Origin of the sequence: Mumia sp. Pv4-285 (genome assembly GCF_041320275.1) — a bacterium.
Classification (GTDB): domain Bacteria; phylum Actinomycetota; class Actinomycetes; order Propionibacteriales; family Nocardioidaceae; genus Mumia; species Mumia qirimensis.
The window spans coordinates 97,806-113,451 of sequence record NZ_CP162023.1; the positions used below are offsets into that span (position 1 = coordinate 97,806).

General features: G+C 71.6%; 21 protein-coding genes. 15 read left to right on the plus strand and 6 right to left on the minus strand.

The genetic code is table 11. From position 1 onward, the window contains the following. The first annotated feature begins 12 nt into the window (after nt 1-12). The 7 genes from AB3M34_RS00435 to AB3M34_RS00465 are packed head-to-tail and all read left to right on the plus strand — an operon-like array spanning nt 13 to nt 4,053. Nucleotides 13-447, plus strand: a complete 435-nt coding sequence (locus AB3M34_RS00435; RefSeq protein WP_370617110.1) for a YciI family protein — start codon at nt 13-15, stop codon at nt 445-447. Nucleotides 448-481: 34 nt separating this feature from the next. Next, on the plus strand, nt 482-1,753 hold the full coding sequence (locus AB3M34_RS00440; RefSeq protein WP_370617111.1) for an RNA polymerase sigma factor: 1,272 nt from the start codon (nt 482-484) through the stop codon (nt 1,751-1,753). 20 nt (nt 1,754-1,773) lie between these two features. After that, nucleotides 1,774-2,244 (plus strand): GNAT family N-acetyltransferase, encoded by a 471-nt coding sequence (locus AB3M34_RS00445; protein ID WP_370617112.1) that lies wholly within the window; start codon nt 1,774-1,776, stop codon nt 2,242-2,244. 3 nt (nt 2,245-2,247) lie between these two features. After that, nucleotides 2,248-2,760: a universal stress protein gene (locus tag AB3M34_RS00450; protein WP_370617113.1), complete on the plus strand. Its 513-nt coding sequence runs from the start codon at nt 2,248-2,250 to the stop codon at nt 2,758-2,760. 2 nt (nt 2,761-2,762) lie between these two features. Continuing rightward, on the plus strand, nt 2,763-3,056 hold the full coding sequence (locus AB3M34_RS00455; RefSeq protein WP_370617114.1) for a DUF503 domain-containing protein: 294 nt from the start codon (nt 2,763-2,765) through the stop codon (nt 3,054-3,056). 37 nt (nt 3,057-3,093) lie between these two features. Further along, nucleotides 3,094-3,531, plus strand: coding sequence for a nuclear transport factor 2 family protein (locus tag AB3M34_RS00460; protein ID WP_370617115.1), 438 nt, complete (start codon nt 3,094-3,096; stop codon nt 3,529-3,531). A 57-nt stretch (nt 3,532-3,588) separates the two neighbouring features. Beyond that, nucleotides 3,589-4,053, plus strand: a complete 465-nt coding sequence (locus tag AB3M34_RS00465) for a VOC family protein (RefSeq protein WP_370617116.1) — start codon at nt 3,589-3,591, stop codon at nt 4,051-4,053. 26 nt (nt 4,054-4,079) lie between these two features. Here the strand turns inward: AB3M34_RS00465 and AB3M34_RS00470 are convergent, their stop codons facing one another. From AB3M34_RS00470 to AB3M34_RS00480, 3 genes are read right to left on the minus strand one after another with little or no spacing between them, the layout of a single operon-like run. After that, a complete protein-coding gene (locus AB3M34_RS00470; protein WP_370617117.1) occupies nt 4,080-4,385 on the minus strand; it encodes a WhiB family transcriptional regulator in 306 nt (101 codons plus the stop codon). Then, complete coding sequence (locus tag AB3M34_RS00475; RefSeq protein ID WP_370617118.1) at nt 4,382-5,284, minus strand: transketolase family protein; 903 nt, start codon at nt 5,282-5,284, stop codon at nt 4,382-4,384. The genes AB3M34_RS00470 and AB3M34_RS00475 overlap by 4 nt, the downstream gene beginning before the upstream one ends. Beyond that, nucleotides 5,281-6,024, minus strand: coding sequence for a thiamine pyrophosphate-dependent enzyme (locus AB3M34_RS00480; protein WP_370617119.1), 744 nt, complete (start codon nt 6,022-6,024; stop codon nt 5,281-5,283). The genes AB3M34_RS00475 and AB3M34_RS00480 overlap by 4 nt, the downstream gene beginning before the upstream one ends. Before the next feature lie 56 nt (nt 6,025-6,080). Between AB3M34_RS00480 and soxR the strand changes: the two genes are divergently transcribed. Further along, nucleotides 6,081-6,548 carry a redox-sensitive transcriptional activator SoxR gene (gene soxR, locus AB3M34_RS00485; protein ID WP_370617120.1) on the plus strand — a complete coding sequence of 156 codons (468 nt, stop codon included), beginning with the start codon at nt 6,081-6,083 and terminating at the stop codon, nt 6,546-6,548. A gap of 14 nt (nt 6,549-6,562) precedes the next feature. Here soxR and AB3M34_RS00490 read toward each other — a convergent pair whose 3' ends face one another. The 3 genes from AB3M34_RS00490 to AB3M34_RS00500 all read right to left on the minus strand — a co-directional run bounded on the left by AB3M34_RS00490 (nt 6,563) and on the right by AB3M34_RS00500 (nt 8,911). After that, nucleotides 6,563-6,871 (minus strand): DUF1905 domain-containing protein, encoded by a 309-nt coding sequence (locus AB3M34_RS00490; RefSeq protein WP_370617121.1) that lies wholly within the window; start codon nt 6,869-6,871, stop codon nt 6,563-6,565. A gap of 44 nt (nt 6,872-6,915) precedes the next feature. Next, nucleotides 6,916-8,100: a 4-hydroxybenzoate 3-monooxygenase gene (locus AB3M34_RS00495; RefSeq protein WP_370617122.1), complete on the minus strand. Its 1,185-nt coding sequence runs from the start codon at nt 8,098-8,100 to the stop codon at nt 6,916-6,918. 67 nt (nt 8,101-8,167) lie between these two features. Continuing rightward, the gene (locus tag AB3M34_RS00500; protein ID WP_370617123.1) at nt 8,168-8,911 is read right to left on the minus strand and encodes an IclR family transcriptional regulator; all 744 of its coding nucleotides are present in this window, start codon (nt 8,909-8,911) and stop codon (nt 8,168-8,170) included. A gap of 87 nt (nt 8,912-8,998) precedes the next feature. Here AB3M34_RS00500 and pcaH point away from each other — a divergent pair, with 87 nt between their 5' ends. The 7 genes from pcaH to AB3M34_RS00535 all read left to right on the plus strand — a co-directional run bounded on the left by pcaH (nt 8,999) and on the right by AB3M34_RS00535 (nt 15,492). Next, nucleotides 8,999-9,799, plus strand: a complete 801-nt coding sequence (gene pcaH, locus AB3M34_RS00505; protein ID WP_370617124.1) for a protocatechuate 3,4-dioxygenase subunit beta — start codon at nt 8,999-9,001, stop codon at nt 9,797-9,799. Further along, complete coding sequence (gene pcaG / locus AB3M34_RS00510; RefSeq protein ID WP_370617125.1) at nt 9,796-10,353, plus strand: protocatechuate 3,4-dioxygenase subunit alpha; 558 nt, start codon at nt 9,796-9,798, stop codon at nt 10,351-10,353. The genes pcaH and pcaG overlap by 4 nt, the downstream gene beginning before the upstream one ends. A 5-nt stretch (nt 10,354-10,358) precedes the next feature. Further along, nucleotides 10,359-11,633 (plus strand): lyase family protein, encoded by a 1,275-nt coding sequence (locus AB3M34_RS00515; RefSeq protein WP_370617126.1) that lies wholly within the window; start codon nt 10,359-10,361, stop codon nt 11,631-11,633. Continuing rightward, nucleotides 11,630-12,838, plus strand: coding sequence for a 4-carboxymuconolactone decarboxylase (gene pcaC / locus AB3M34_RS00520; RefSeq protein WP_370617127.1), 1,209 nt, complete (start codon nt 11,630-11,632; stop codon nt 12,836-12,838). Before AB3M34_RS00515 ends, pcaC begins: the two co-directional genes overlap by 4 nt. A gap of 76 nt (nt 12,839-12,914) precedes the next feature. Continuing rightward, nucleotides 12,915-14,117, plus strand: a complete 1,203-nt coding sequence (locus AB3M34_RS00525; RefSeq protein WP_370617128.1) for a thiolase family protein — start codon at nt 12,915-12,917, stop codon at nt 14,115-14,117. After that, nucleotides 14,117-14,809 (plus strand): 3-oxoacid CoA-transferase subunit A, encoded by a 693-nt coding sequence (locus AB3M34_RS00530; RefSeq protein WP_370617129.1) that lies wholly within the window; start codon nt 14,117-14,119, stop codon nt 14,807-14,809. The genes AB3M34_RS00525 and AB3M34_RS00530 overlap by 1 nt, the downstream gene beginning before the upstream one ends. Continuing rightward, the gene (locus AB3M34_RS00535; protein WP_370617130.1) at nt 14,806-15,492 is read left to right on the plus strand and encodes a 3-oxoacid CoA-transferase subunit B; all 687 of its coding nucleotides are present in this window, start codon (nt 14,806-14,808) and stop codon (nt 15,490-15,492) included. The genes AB3M34_RS00530 and AB3M34_RS00535 overlap by 4 nt, the downstream gene beginning before the upstream one ends. Nucleotides 15,493-15,646: the final 154 nt, after the last annotated feature.

Consider the following 15,646-nt stretch of genomic DNA (forward strand, 5'->3'; position numbering starts at 1 on the left):
AGGGAGAACATCATGCGCGTCATGGTCATGGTCCAGTCCACCCCCGCCTGGGAGGCCGAGGGGCAGATCCCCACCACCGAGATGCTCGAGGCGATGGGCAAGTACAACGAGGAGCTCGTCAAGGCCGGCATCATGCTGGACGGCGACGGCCTCAAGAACAGCGACGAGGGCGCCCGAGTCGTCTTCGGCGAAGGCGAGACCCGGGTCGTCGACGGCCCGTTCACCGAGAGCAAGGAGCTGCTGGCCGGCTACTGGATCTGGGAGGTCAAGTCGTTCGAGGAGGCCGTCGAGTGGGCCAAGCGCTGCCCCCACGACCCGTCCGAGCCGAGCCAGCTCGAGCTGCGACCCCTCCACGAGGCCGCGGACTTCGGCGACGAGTACACGCCGGAGCTGCGCCAGCAGGACGATCAGCTCCGCGAGACGATCCAGCAGCAGCACGGCTCCTGACGGCGAACGAGCGGAGCAGAGGGACGACACGACGATGCCTGGCGAGACCCATCGCACGATCGATGCGATCTGGCGCATCGAGTCGGCGAGGGTCGTCGCCGGGCTCGTGCGTGTCGTGAACGACGTCGGCTACGCCGAGGACCTTGCGCAGGACGCGCTCGTCCTCGCGCTCGAGAAGTGGCCGCGCGACGGCATCCCCGACAACCCCGGCGCGTGGCTGACCAAGGTCGCGCGCAACCTCGCGGTGGACCGGGTCCGGCGCGACCAGAACCTCACCCGCAAGTACGCGGTGCTCGCCCCCGACCTCGAGGACGACCGCCGCGCCGCCACCCCCGATCCGGACGCGATCGTGGAGGATCCGGTCGGTGACGACGTGCTGCGGCTGGTGTTCGTCGCCTGCCACCCCGTCCTGGCCCGTGATGCGCAGGTCGCCCTGACCCTGCGGATGCTGGGCGGCTTGTCGACCGACGAGATCGCCCGCGCCTTCCTCGCACCGTCGGCGACCGTCGGACAACGCATCTCGCGGGCGAAGCGGACTCTCACGGCGGCGCAGGTCCCTTTCGAGATCCCCTCCGCGCAAGACCTCCCGGCGCGGCTGGCAGCGGTGCTCGAGGTCGTCTACCTGATCTTCAACGAGGGCTACTCGGCGAGCTCCGGCGACCGTGTGATCCGCGACGACCTGTGCCGCGAGGCGATGCGGCTCGGGCGCGTCCTGACTGCTCTGCTGCCGCGCGAGCCCGAGCCGTACGGGCTGGTCGCCCTGATGGAGATCCAGGCGTCGCGGTTCTCGGCGCGTACCGACCGTCACGGGGCCCCGGTCCTGCTCGACGACCAGGACCGCGGCCGCTGGGACCGTACTCTCATCCGCCACGGCCTGGGCGCGATCGACCGGTCGGTCGCGCTCAAGCGCCCGCTCGGGCCGTACACGCTCCAGGCGGCGATCGCTGCCTGCCACGCGCGCGCCGCAACGCCGGGCGACACCGACTGGAAGCGCATCGTCGCCCTGTACGACGCCCTGGCCGAGCTCAACCCGTCACCCGTGATCACGCTGAACAGGGCGGTCGCGGTCAGCCGGGCGTACGGGCCCGGCGAGGCGTTGGAAGCGCTGGAGCCGCTGCGGCGCGACCCCAGGATGGCCGCCTACCACCTGCTCCCCAGCGTGCGCGCGGACCTGCTCGTCCGGCTCGGTCGAGACGCCGAGGCAGCGGCGGAGTTCGAGAGCGCCGCCACGTTGGCCGGCAACGCGCACGACCGTCGCGCCCTGCTCGAGCTGGCAGCCTCCGCACAACACCGCGCCGCGGGCTGAGTGCGCCGTACGGTGGCGGGGTGAAAGCCCTCGACATCGTGCCGCTGGACCTGACCGACGACGAGGTCGCCGTCGCGCTGCTGTCGGTGCAGCGGGCGTCGTACGCGATCGAGGCGGAGCTGATCGGATTCCCGGAGCTCCCCATGCTGCACGAGACGCTCGACGAGCTGATGGCGAGCGACGAGGAGTTCCTGGGGGCGTACGCCGACGGGGTGCTCGTCGGGGCCGTCTCGTGGAAGCGGCTCGACGACGGGACCGTCGACATCTACCGCCTCTTCGTGCACCCCGACGCCCACCGCCAGGGCATCGCGTCGACGCTGCTGGAGATGCTGGCCCTCCTCGAGCCCACGCACCGCACGATCGTGTCGACCGGCTCCGTCAACGCACCGGCCCTCGCCCTGTACGCCGGGCTCGGCTTCGTCGTCGTCGGCGTGCGCGAGGTCGGGCCGGGCATCGGGCTCACCGACCTCGAGCGTCGCGCGATACCGTGAGGCATGACCACGAAGGAGATCGACTTCGACGGCGGGATCCTGGTCGGGCACGACGGGTCCGACTTCTCTGACCAGGCGGTCCTCTGGGCTCTCGAGTACGGCAAGCTCACCGGTCAGCCGGTGACCGTCGTCCGGGCGTGGGTGCTGACCACCGCGCCGCGTCCCCGCACCTGGGAGCCTGGCTACATGCCGCCGCTCGAAGACTTCGCCGAAGCGGTCGTGGAGCGGCTCGAGGAGGACCTCGTCCCCCTCCGCACCGACTTCGCCGACGTGGACGTCCGCACGTGCGCTGTCCACGGCAAGCCCGCACCGCGACTGATCGAGGCCTCCGAGAAGGCGTCGATGGTCGTCGTCGGACGCCGTGGGCTCGGAGGGTTCAAGGGCCTGGTCCTGGGATCGGTGAGCGAGCAGGTCGTCCGCCACGCCAGCGCGACCGTCGTCGTCATCCACCCCGACTCCGTCGACGCGACGCCGGGTGCGCGCAACGTCCTCGACTCGAGCCTCTCCGACTCCTGAGCATGTGGGTCGGCACGATCGAGTTCGACCTGCTTCTGGGTGACGTGCACACGTTGAAGGAGAAGCGCTCCTTCGTGCGACCGTTGGTCGCCGACGTGCGGCGCACGTTCGACGTGTCGGTGGCGGAGACCGACAACCAGGACCTGTACCGCAGGGCGACGGTCGGTGTCGCGGCCGTCTCCGGCGACAACGCGCACGTCATCGACGTCCTGGACCGCGTCGAGCAGTTCGTCGCGGGTCGCCCCGGGCTCGACCTGCTGTCGGCGCACCGCACCTTCTTCAACACCGACGACTGAGCCTTCACTGATCGACCCTTCAACACCGAGGAGCACCATGTCCACCACCGCTGACCGGTTCCGCGCCGCCGTCGAGAGCGGCGACATCGCCTCGGCCGAGGCGCTGCTCGCCGACGACGTGACGTTCCACAGCCCGGTGAAGTTCTCGCCGTTCGCGGGCAAGGCGATGGTGATGGCCGTCCTCGGCTTCGTGACACAGGTGTTCGAGGACTTCCGCTACGTGGGTGAGCTGGAGGGCACCGGCTCGCGTGCCGACGAAGGCGACGCGGTGCCGTCGGAGATCCTCGTCTTCCGGGCGAACGTCGCCGGCAAGGCGATCCACGGGCTCGACCTGCTCCAGCTGGACGACGACGGACTGATCAGCGAGTTCACCGTGATGGTCCGGCCGCTGTCGGCCGTGATCGCGCTGAGGGACGCCATGAACCAGAAGATGGTCGAGGCCGGGTTCGCGCCGGCGTCGGTGCTTCAGGGCTGACCGCGAGTCCCTCCCGCACTTGACCTTCACAGTGATGTCAGGGTTTAGCCTGCGGAGATGACCACTGACAACCCGGTCCTGCAGCTGCGACTCGTCGTCGAGGCCGACGACTACGACGAGGCGGTGCGGTTCTACCGCGACGTCCTGGGTCTGCCCGAGCAAGCCGCGTACGAAGGCGACGGCGACGCCCGCGTCACGATCCTGGACGCCGGACGGGCGACGCTCGAGCTGGCCAACCCGGCGCAGCGGCGCATGATCGACGACGTCGAGGTCGGGCGCCCGACCACTCCGCGCCTCCGCGTCGCGTTCGAGGTTCTCGACGGCGAGGCACGTACGAGGCGTCTGGTGGACGCCGGTGCGACGCTCGTCGCGTCCCCTCGCGAGACGCCGTGGCGTTCCCTCAACTCGCGCCTCGACGCTCCTGCGGGCCTGCAGATCACCCTGTTCGAGGAGCTGATGACGCTCGATGAGCGGCGGTCTCTCGACGGGTTCGGGACGGACGGAGAGCGACGCGACGCCTAGCGATCCAGCGTGCGATCGGCCTGACGTCACGCCGCGCAGGGCTCGCAGTCCTCGCGCTCCTCGTCCGGGGTTGCGCGGCGTACGCGGGGCCGACCGCGGCCGCGCTTGTGGTCGACCGGACGCCCCTTCACGAACACCTCTCCGCCCCAGACGCCCCAAGGCTCCTGGCGGTCGAGCGCGGCAGCGAGGCACTCCGCGCGGATCGGGCACTCCAGGCACAACGCCTTCGCCCGCTCGACGTCGCCCGACTGCTCGGCGAACCACAGGTCCGGCCCGAGGACGCGGCACGGGACGTCGGGTGCGTCGAGTGCCGTTCTTGCGACGGTGGTCATCCGAGCAGCTCCTTCACCCGCGCACGGATCCCGGCTGCGTCGAGCCCGTGCGCGGCGGCATGGTCCTTGGGTGACCCGTAGCGGCGCAGCTCCTGCCCACGGGGGACGCCGACGTGCAGCACGCGGCTCGGTCGGTCGGCGAGTGCGGCAGCGACGGCGGCGGCGCTGGTGCCCTCGAGGTACGGCTCGACCAGCGCCAGGCTCGGCGCCGGGCCGGCCAGCGTCCGGAGGCCCTGCGTGTCGAGAGGGTGCGGTGTCGACGTGTAGGCGACCCGCACCGGCAGGTCGCTCGTCGCCTCGAGCACGGTGTCGAGGAGCGGCCCGACCGCGACGACCAGCGGCAGCGCGTGTGCGCCCCCACGGACGAGGTGGAGCAGACCGTCGACGGGGTGGGCCGTTGCATTCTGCAGCGACGACATCCGGACGTACACGCGTCGGCTCGTCGACGCCTCGCGGCGCACGATGCGGGCCAGCTCGTCGGCGTGGCCCGGGACGTGGACCGTCCAACCCGGCAGCGCCGAGATCAACGCGACGTCGGCCGGCGCCTGGTGGGTGCGGCCTGCGGTGCTCGCGTCGTACGAGGCACCGGTGCTGACGAGGAGGGCGCCGACGTCCTGGTGGCCGAGGTCGAGCTTCACCTGCTCGTACGCTCGCTCGACGAGGAACGGCGCGTAGGTGTGCACGATCGGCCGCATCCCTGCGAGCGCGAGTCCGCCGGCGACACCGACCATCGTCTGCTCACGGATCCCGACGTCGATCACGCGGTCGGGATGGCGGGCGGAGGTGTCGGCCAGCGCGGCGGCCCCGATCACGGCGAGGACGACCGCAACGCGCGGATCCTCGTCCAGGACGGAGCCGAGCTCGGCGTAGAAGCGTTCGCGCATCGGCGTACGGGTCATGCGGCTGCTCCCTTCGCGGTGAGATCGGTCACTGCCGTATCTGACTGGTCGGCTCCACGGAACTCGTCGGTCGTGGCCGCGACGACCACGGTCGGCCGGTCGGGCGCGGTGCGGAGGAGCGCCGTACGGAGGGCCGCGTGGTCGCGTCCGGCGACGTCGGCGCTGACCCATCCCTCTACGGCGAAGCGGGCGGCGATCCCGCCCGGCCAGCCGAGCTTGTCGCTGCGGTTGTCGACGACGACGCAGGTGAGGTTGCCGAGCCCGAGCCGCGCGGCCGTCGCGATCGCCTCCGCGTTGCTCCCCTCGTCGAGCTCGCCGTCGCCGACCAGGACGACGACGCGGGCGGAGCTGTGCTGGATGCGCAGGCCGAGCGCGAGACCGACGGCGATCGGGAGGCCGTGCCCGAGCGAGCCGCTGCCGATCTCGATCCCGGGGACGAGGACGCGGTCGGGGTGGTGGCCGAGGCGCGACTCCCACGAGGCGACGTCGTCGAGCCAGGCGTGCGGGATGAACCCCTTCGCGGCGAGGACGGCGTACGTCGAGGCCGGGCCGTGGCCCTTCGACAGCAGGAAGCGGTCGCGTCCCGGGTCGTCGGTCCGGTCGGGCGCGACGTCGAGGACCTGGTCGTACAGCACCCACACGACGTCGAGGGTCGAGTGGGCGCTCGGGTCGTGCTTCTCGTCACCGGTGATGCGCGCGAGGAGCCCGAGGACGGGCGGCGGGACGGTCGTCGTGGTCATACCGGCTATCGTGCAAGTTAAAGTTCACTTGAGATCAAGCCTTCGGGAGGAGCGACGTGATCACCGAGCCCCACCTCACGATCGGCGAGGCCGCCCAGCGCAGCGGCGTGGCGCCGTCCGGACTGCGCTACTACGAGTCACTGGGGCTGATCCAGTCCGAGCGGACCGCCGGCAACCAGCGCCGCTACGCCCGCAGCACGCTGCGCCGCATCGCCTTCGTCCGCACGGCGTCGCGTGTCGGTCTCAGCCTGGACGAGATCCGCGACGCCCTGGCGACGCTGCCGGAGGGCCGCACCCCGACCAAGAAGGACTGGAGCAGGTTGTCACGCGCCTGGCGCCCCCGTCTCGACGCCCAGATCGCCGAGCTGGAGCGCCTGCGGGACACGCTCGACGCGTGCATCGGGTGCGGCTGCCTGTCGCTCAACCGCTGCAAGCTGTCGAACCCTGGTGATCGCGCGGCGGCGTTCGGTCCGGGGCCGCGTTTCCTGGAGGGTGACCGTCCGGCCGACGCCGCGAAGGAGTGACGCGCCGGACGTCGCTAGCGCGCCGTGACCTCGACGGTGACGGCGTCGCCCTCCTCCAGGCCCTCGGCCTGCCGCACCGGCTTCTTGAGCGGCAGCACGTAGCAGCCGCTGCGAGCGTCGGGGAACACCGACGTCTCCCACCGGCTCTCACCGACCCGTACGTGGACCGGAACCGACCCGAACCCAGGCCGGCCGCCGCCGTCGCTCCGCGCCCGGATGTCGTCGGAGACATCGGCCGGCAGCGTGACGAAGTGCCAGGCCGCGTCGCCGGGCACGCACCAGACCCGGGACTCGAACGCGTACGTCGGCGGCTGACCTCCCATGCGACGCACCCTAGAGCGCCCCGCCGACAACCGAGCCGTCCGTGTCAGATCTCGAACGGCATGCCGGCGTAGTTCTCGGCCAGCCCCTTCGCTCCGGCCTCGGACGACGTGACCCAGCGCAGCTGCGAGAGCTGGAGCTGCTCGTCGAACGGGTCGCCGTTGTGGTGCAGCATGGTCGTCATCCACCAGGAGAAGTGGGTGCAGCGCCAGACGCGGCGCAGCGCGGTGTCGGAGTAGGCGTCGGTGAGCCGCGCATCGCCCTTGCCGACGAGCTCGGCCAGCGCGGGCGCCAGCAGCGCGACGTCCGCGATCGCGAGGTTGAGGCCCTTGGCTCCCGTCGGGGGGACGATGTGGGCCGCGTCGCCGGCGAGGAACAGGCGCCCGTGGCTCATCGGAGCATGGACGTACGAACGCATCGGCAGCACGCTCTTGTCCGTGATCGGTCCGGGCTCCAGCTGCCAGCCGTCCTGGCCGTGGCCGAGACGGGTCGCGAGCTCGTCCCAGATCCGGTCGTCCGACCACGAGTCGGGATCGGTGCCGGGCTCGACCTGGAGGTACAGCCGGCTCACGCTCTCCGAGCGCATGGAGTGCAGCGCGAACCCGTTCGGGTGCCAGGCGTAGATCAGCTCGTCGGTGGAGGGCGCGACGTCGGCGAGGATGCCGAACCACGAGTACGGGTAGGTCCGCTCCCAGGTCGTACCGCCGGGGATCGCGGAGCGACTCGGGCCGAACGAACCGTCGCAGCCGGCGATCGCGTCGGCCTCCAGGCGTTGCGGTGCGCCGTCGGCGTCCCGGTAGGTCACGGACGGGCGGTCGCTGTCCAGGTCGTGGAGCTCGGTGTCGCTGATCTCGTAGACCCACTGCTGCCCCGCGGCGGCGCGGGCGTCGACGAGATCCTTCTGCACCTCGGTCTGCCCGTAGACGTAGACGCTGCGGCCGATCAGGCCCTGGAAGTCGATGTGGTGCCGCTCGTGCGGGAACTGCAGGTAGATGCCGCGGTGCTGGTCGCCCTCGCGTGCCAGCCGGTCGCCGAGCCCGACCTCGGTGAGGAGGTCGACGCTGCTCTGCTCGAGGATCCCGGCGCGGATGCGCGCTCCGACGTACTCCTGGCTGCGGGTCTCGAGGACGACCGAGTCGATCCCGCGGGCGGCGAGCAGGTGCGAGAGCAGGAGACCGGCGGGTCCGGCGCCGATGATGGCGACCTGGGTGCGGGACGGTGCGGGATTCATGGCGCCATTGCACCGCGCGACCGGTCGAGCCGCGAACGAAGCCTTCCGCTGGGCGAAACCCGCCTGGTCACAGCTGGCGCCCGATCCCCTGCGACGCGACCTGCAGGGCGGCGACGAGGCGGCCGCGGTCGCGCTTGAGGTTCGGGACGACCACGCCGATCGACGCGACGACCTGGTCGCCGCGGCGTACGGGGACGGCGGCCGAGCAGGCGCCGAGCGACATCTCCTCGTACGTTGTCGCGTAGCCGTCGCGCCGGACCCGGACGAGCTGGTCCTCGAGGATCCCCGGCTGGGTGACGGTGTAGGGAGTCACGCGGGTCAGCGACGCGAGGACGCGGCGGCGTACGTCGTCCGGCGCGTAGGCGAGCAGCACCTTGCCGACGCCGGTCGCGTGCATCGGCAGCGTGGAGCCGATGCTGCTGACCACCGGCACCGACGTGCGACCGCGCATCCGCTCCAGGTAGAGCACCTCGTCGCCGTCGCGCACCGCCAGGTGCACGGTCGCGAGCGTGGCGGCGTAGATGTCGTGGAGGAACGGCTCGGCAACCTGACGGAGGCCGGCCTCCACCGGCGCGAGCAGCCCGATGTCCCAGATCAGGCGGCCGATGACGTACCGGCCGTCCGGGCGCCGCGACAGCGCGCCAGCGGTGGCGAGCTCCCCGACGAGGCGGTGCGCTGTCGGCACCGGGAGGTCGGCACGGCGGGCGAGCTCGCTGAGGGTGAGCCGTCGGTGGTCGGCGTCGAACGCCGAGAGCAGCGCGAGGATGCGTGTGGCGACCGTGGTGCCGGGTGCCGACGTGTTGCCCGCCATGGCCGCCTCACGTCCCTCGTACGGATCCTTCCGCTGGACGGAATCATAGTCTTCATCGCGTGAGCGCGGTCACCTAGCGTGCGGGACATGACCACACCTCCGCCCAGCTCCGACAGCGCGATGGCTTCCCAGGCCGAGGTCACCGCCGAGATCCGGGAGATCGAGGCCGCCTACCAGCGCTCCGGCGTCGAGGAGACGCAGCCTCGGCGCGACTACCCGCCGTACCGCAGCAGCATCCTGCGCCACCCGACGAAGGACCTCCACCACGCCGACCCGGAGACGATCGAGCTCTGGGCGCCCTGCTTCGGGCACCGCGACGTCGATCCGCTCGAGGCTGACCTGACGATCCAGCACAACGGCGAGCCGATCGGTGAGCGCATGGTCGTCACTGGTCGTGTGGTCGACGGAGAGGGGCGCCCCGTACGCCACCAGCTGGTCGAGCTCTGGCAGGCCAACGCCGGCGGCCGCTACATCCACAAGCGCGACCAGCACCCCGCGCCGCTCGACCCGAACTTCACCGGCATCGGGCGCTGCCTCACCGACGCCGACGGGGTCTACCGGTTCCAGACGATCAAGCCCGGGCCGTACCCGTGGAAGAACCACCACAACGCCTGGCGTCCGGCGCACATCCACTTCTCGCTCTTCGGCACCGAGTTCACGCAGCGGATGGTCACGCAGATGTACTTCCCGGGCGACCCGCTCTTCCCCCTCGACCCGATCTATCAGACCGTCACCGACGCGAAGGCGCGCGAGCGGCTCGTGGCGACGTACGACCACGATGTCACCAGCCACGAGTGGGCCACCGGCTACCGCTGGGACATCGTGCTCACCGGCAGCAACCGGACCTACATGGAGCCCGAGGCTGATTCGAGCGAAGGAACAGCATGAGCGCCCTTACCCCCACGCCCGGCCAGACCGTCGGACCGTTCTTCCACTACGCCCTCCCGTACGACGGCGACCGCGAGATCGTGCCGCCGGGCACGGCAGGGGCGATCCAGCTGCACGGCACGGTGTACGACGGCGCGGGCGCGCCGATCCCCGACGCGCTGATCGAGATCTGGCAGGCCGCCCATGACGGCACGGTCGTCCAGCAGCCGGGCTCGCTGCGGCGCGACGGCTGGACGTTCACCGGCTTCGGGCGGGCGAGCACGCGGCGCGACGGGACGTACTCCCTCTCGACGCTGGTGCCGGGGCCGACCGAGGAGGGCGCGGCGGCGTTCTTCGCGGTCACGGTGTTCGCGCGGGGGTTGACGAACCGCCTGTTCACGCGCGCGTACGTCCCGGGTGACGACGCCGCGCTGGCCGCGGATCGGCTGCTCGGCTCCGTCGACGAGGACCGTCGGGGGACGCTGCTGGCGGTCGAGGACGCGCAGGGGTTGCGCTTCGACATCCGCCTCCAGGGCGCGGACGAGACGGTCTTCCTCCGATTTCCGGGACACTGAGACCCATGACGGATCTGCTCTGGCCCGGTGACGAGCGGGCCGGAGGCCTGCTGTCCGACGCGGCCGTCCTCGCGGCGATGGTCCAGGTCGAGCAGGCCTGGCTCGATGCGCTCGTCGACGCCGGGCTCGCCCCGAAGGCGCTCGACCTGGTCGGCCTCGTCGGTCCGGACGACGTGTCGGCGCTGGCGGCCGGCGCGGAGGGCGGCGGCAATCCCGTGATCGGGCTCGTGACGCTCCTGCGCGAGCGCGCGGTGCCGCCCGGTGCGGTGGAGTCCGACGCGAGCTGGATCCACCGGGGCCTCACGAGCCAGGACGTCGTCGACACCGGGCTCATGCTCGTCGTCCGCGACGCTCTCGACCGGATCACGGCCGACGTCCGCGACCAGACGGCATCGCTGATCGGGCTCGTCGAGGCGCACCGCTCGACGACGATGGTCGGACGCACGCTGACCCAGCACGCCGGGCCGACGACCTTCGGGCTCGTCGCCTCCGGGTGGCTGGACGGCGTGGTCGACGCCGGCGAGGAGATCGGTCGGGTCCGCGCGTCGCTCCCCGTCCAGGTGGGTGGCGCCGTCGGCACGCTGGCGGCGAGCACGGAGCTGGCGCGGCTCGCGGGTCTGCCTGATCCGGAGTCGACGGCAGCTCGGGTCGCGCAGCAGACCGCAGGATCGCTCGGGCTGGTCGCGGCGCGGCCTTGGCACGTACGCCGCGGGCCGGTCACGCGGGTCGGTGACGCGCTGGTCGCGGCCACCGACGTGTGGGGCCAGATCGCGACCGACGTCGTCACGCTCTCCCGCCCCGAGATCGGTGAGCTGGCCGAGCCTGCGAAGGAGGGGCGTGGAGGTTCGTCGACCATGCCCCAGAAGCAGAACCCGGTCCTGTCGGTGCTCCTGCGTCGCGCCGCGCTCGCCGCGCCCCCGCTCGCCTCCTTGCTGCACACCGCCGCCTCGCTCGCCGTGGACCAGCGACCGGACGGCTCCTGGCACGCCGAGTGGGACACCCTTCGTACGCTCGCGCGCCGGGCCGTCGTCGCCTCGTCGCAGGCCGGTGAGCTCCTCGCGGGACTGCGGGTCGATGCCGAGCGGATGCGCGCCAACCTCGATGCTGCTCGGCCGGGAGTCCTCGCCGAGCGGGACGGCATCCGGCGGCTCGCATCGGGGGCCTCGGCCACCACCACGCCCGCGGATGACCACACCGCCGATTCGTACCTCGGCGCCACCGACCTGCTCGTGGACACGGCGCTCGCCCGCGCCCGTACCTTCCTGGAGGAACCTGCATGACCGTCCCCCGCATCACCGGCGTCGAGCTGGCCGGGCACGGCGCGCTCCCCCTCCTCGTCGTCGGTCCGTCGCTCGGGACGTCGGCTCGGGCGCTGTGGTCGGCTGCGGCCAAGGAGCTCGGCGACGCCTTCCACGTGATCGGGTGGGACCTGCCGGGTCACGCCGACGGACCCGTCCGAGGGGCGTTCTCGATCGCTGAGCTGGCCGAGGGCGTCCTCGCCTTCGCCGGCGGTGCGGCCGAGGCGCGAGGGGACGAGGCACTGCGGTTCGCGTACGCGGGTGACTCCGTCGGTGGAGCGGTCGGGTTGCAGCTGATGCTCGACGCCCCCGACGCCGTCACCGCCGCGGTCCTGCTCTGCACCGGCGCGCAGATCGGGGACGCCGCGATGTGGCAGGAGCGCGCCGCGACCGCACGCGCGTCGGGGACGCCGGCGCTGGTGACGACGTCGGCTCAGCGCTGGTTCGCGCCGGGGTTCCTCGAGCGTGAGCCCGCGGCCGGGTCGGCGCTGCTGCACGTGCTGCAGGGTGCGGACGCGGAGGGGTACGCGCAGGTGTGTGAGGCGTTGACGACGTTCGACGTGCGTGATCGGCTGGGCGAGATCACCGTCCCTGTGCTCGCGGTCGCAGGCGCTCATGACGTCGCGACCCCGCCCGCGAAGCTCGAGGAGATCGTCGCCGGAGTGCAGGACGGCGAGCTGCTCCTCCTCCCCGACGTCGCGCATCTCGCCCCTGTGGAGGCGCCGGCGGAGGTAGCGTCCGCGATTCGTGCAGTTGGTCAAGGAATCCCGGGGACAGAACCTGGATCACCTGCACAAATCGCGGACGCTGCGGATGCGTACGCGCGGGGCATGGACGTACGGCGCGCGGTGCTCGGAGACGCGCACGTCGACCGCGCCACCGCGAACGCGGACCCGTTGACACGTCCGTTCCAGGAGCTGATCACCCGGTACGCATGGGGGGACGTCTGGGGGCGCGACGGGCTCGACCGCCGGAGTCGGTCGATGATCACGCTGGCGCTGCTCGCCGCGCTCGGGCACGAGAAGGAGCTCGCGATGCACGTCCGGGCGGCGTTGCGCAACGGGCTGACGCGCGAAGAGATCGCCGAGGTGCTGCTGCACACGGGGGTGTACGCCGGGGTGCCCGTCACGAACGCCTCGCTCGCTGTGATGCAGGGCGTCTTCGCCGATCTGGACCAGGAGACCTGAGCGCCGATCGTGCTAACGTGTTCACGTAACGCACTTGTGTTCGCATAGCGAACATCGCAGATCTTCGAGGAGCACGATGTCCGCGTACGTGTACGACGCCGTCCGGACCCCCTTCGGCCGTTACGGCGGCGCTCTCTCCGGCGTCCGACCGGACGACCTCGCCGCGACCGTCGTCCGTACGACGCTCGAGCGGTCCCCGGCACTCGACCCCGAGGCCATCGGTGACGTGGTGTGGGGCAACGCCAACGGTGCCGGCGAGGAGAATCGCAACGTCGGCCGCATGGCCGCACTCCTCGCCGGACTGCCCGTCGGCGTCCCCGGCACGACGATCAACCGCCTCTGCGGCTCCAGCCTCGACGCCGCGATCACCGGCTCGCGCGCCATCGAGGTCGGCGACGCCGACGTGGTCCTGACCGGGGGCGTCGAGTCGATGAGCCGCGCGCCGTGGGTCATGCCGAAGCCGAGCCGCGCGTTCCCTGCCGGCAACGTCGAGGCCGTGTCGACCACACTCGGTTGGCGCCTGGTGAACCCGGCGATGCCGAAGGAGTGGACCATCTCCCTCGGCGAGTCCAACGAACAGCTCCAGGAGCGCTTCGGTATCTCCCGCGAGCGGCAGGACGCGTTCGCGGCGGCGTCGCACCAGCGGGCGTACGCCGCCTGGGAGGCCGGTCACTACGACGACCTCGTCGTCGGCGTCGAGGGCGCCGAGCTCACGCGCGACGAGGGCATCCGTCCCGACTCCTCGGCGGAGACCCTCGCGCGGCTCAAGCCGTCGTTCCGCCCCGACGGAACGATCACCGCCGGCAACGCGTCGCCGCTCAACGACGGAGCGTCCGCGGTCCTCCTCGGATCCGAGCGCGGTGCGGAGCTCATCGGGCGCGATCCCCTGGCCCGAATCGCCGGTCGCGGTGTGATGGCTCTGGAGCCCCAAGCCTTCGGGTACGCCCCCGTCGAGGCGGCCAACCGCGCGCTCGCTCGTGCCGGGATCGGCTGGGACCAGGTCGGCGCCGTCGAGCTCAACGAGGCCTTCGCCGTCCAGAGCCTCGCCTGCGTCGACGCGTGGCCGATCGACGCCGACATCGTCAACCAGTGGGGCGGCGCGATCGCGATCGGTCACCCCCTCGGTGCCTCGGGTGGCCGGATCCTCGGCACGCTCGCCGCCGTGCTCCGTACGACCAACCAGCGCTGGGGCGTCGCCGCGATCTGCATCGGTGTCGGCCAGGGCCTGGCGGTCGTCCTCGAGAACACCGGCTCCTCCGAGGGTGGGGCGTCGGCCTGATGCGGGTGGTGGACGCCGAGACAGCCGTCGCCGACGTCGCGGACGGTTCGACGGTCCTCATCGGCGGCTTCGGCACCGCCGGCATGCCTTTCACCCTGGTCGACGCTCTCGTCAGTCAGGGCGCTCGCGACTTGACTGTGGTGAGCAACAACGCCGGCAACGGCGACACGGGTCTCGCCGCTCTGCTCGCCGCAGGTCAGGTCCGCAAGATGATCTGCTCGTTCCCGCGGCAGGCCGACTCGTACGTGTTCGACGAGCTCTACCGCTCCGGCAAGATCGAGCTCGAGGTCGTCCCGCAGGGCAACCTCGCCGAGCGCATGCGGGCTGCCGGGGCCGGCATCGGGGCGTTCTTCACGCCGACCGGGTACGGCACGATGCTCGCCGAGGGCAAGGAGGCGCGGACCATCGACGGTCGCGGCTACGTCCTCGAGTACCCGTTGCGCGGTGACGTCGCCCTGATCGCCGCGCGCCGTGCGGACACGGCCGGCAACCTGCTCTTCCACAAGACCGCGCGCAACTTCGGCCCCGTGATGGCGACCGCGGCGACGCTCACCATCGCCGAGGTCGACGACGTCGTCGAGGCCGGCGCGATCGATCCCGAGGCCGTCGTCACGCCGGGCATCTTCGTCGACCGCGTCGTCGCCCTCGGTGCCGAGCAGCGCGTCGCCGCCCGCGAAGGAGCGAGCGCATGACCGCCGTCGATTCTCCGGTACGCACCGTCGAGCACGCCGACCGTGGACCCCTGTCACGCGATGAGATGGCGCAGGCGATCGCCCGCGACATCGAGGCCGGGTCGTACGTGAACCTCGGCATCGGCCAGCCGACGCTGGTCGCGAACCACCTCGACATCGAGTCGGGCGTCGTCCTGCACACCGAGAACGGCATGCTCGGCATGGGGCCCGCTGCCTCCGGCGACGCTGTCGACCCCGACCTGGTCAACGCCGGCAAGGTCCCGGTCACGGAGCTCGCCGGCGCCTCGTACTTCCACCACGCCGACTCGTTCGCCATGATGCGCGGCGGCCACCTCGACGTCTGCGTCCTGGGTGCCTTCCAGGTGTCGCAGCACGGCGACCTCGCCAACTGGCACACCGGCGCGCCGGACGCCATCCCAGCGGTCGGCGGCGCGATGGACCTGGCGGTCGGCGCGAAGCGCGTGTTCGTGATGATGTCGCTGTTCGCGAAGGACGGGTCGAGCAAGCTGGTGGAGTCGCTCAGCTACCCGGTGACGGGGCTCGCCTGCGTGAGCCGCGTCTACACCGAGCACGCCGTGTTCGACGTCGGCGCGGACGGCGTGGTCGTACGCGAGACGCACGGCATCTCGGTCGACGAGCTGCGCGAGCGGTTGCCCGTCGCCGTACGCCGGCTCGAGGACTGAGGCGCTCCTCGGCGGTCGTCGCCGCAGTCCGCCGCGCTCACTTTCCGTTGGCCCCCACGCAGCGTTCACGCCCCACCTGAACGTTCCGGTGGTGCCGCGACTCTCCGTGGGGACCAACGGAAAGTGATGGGCCGTACGGACGCGCGACCGTACG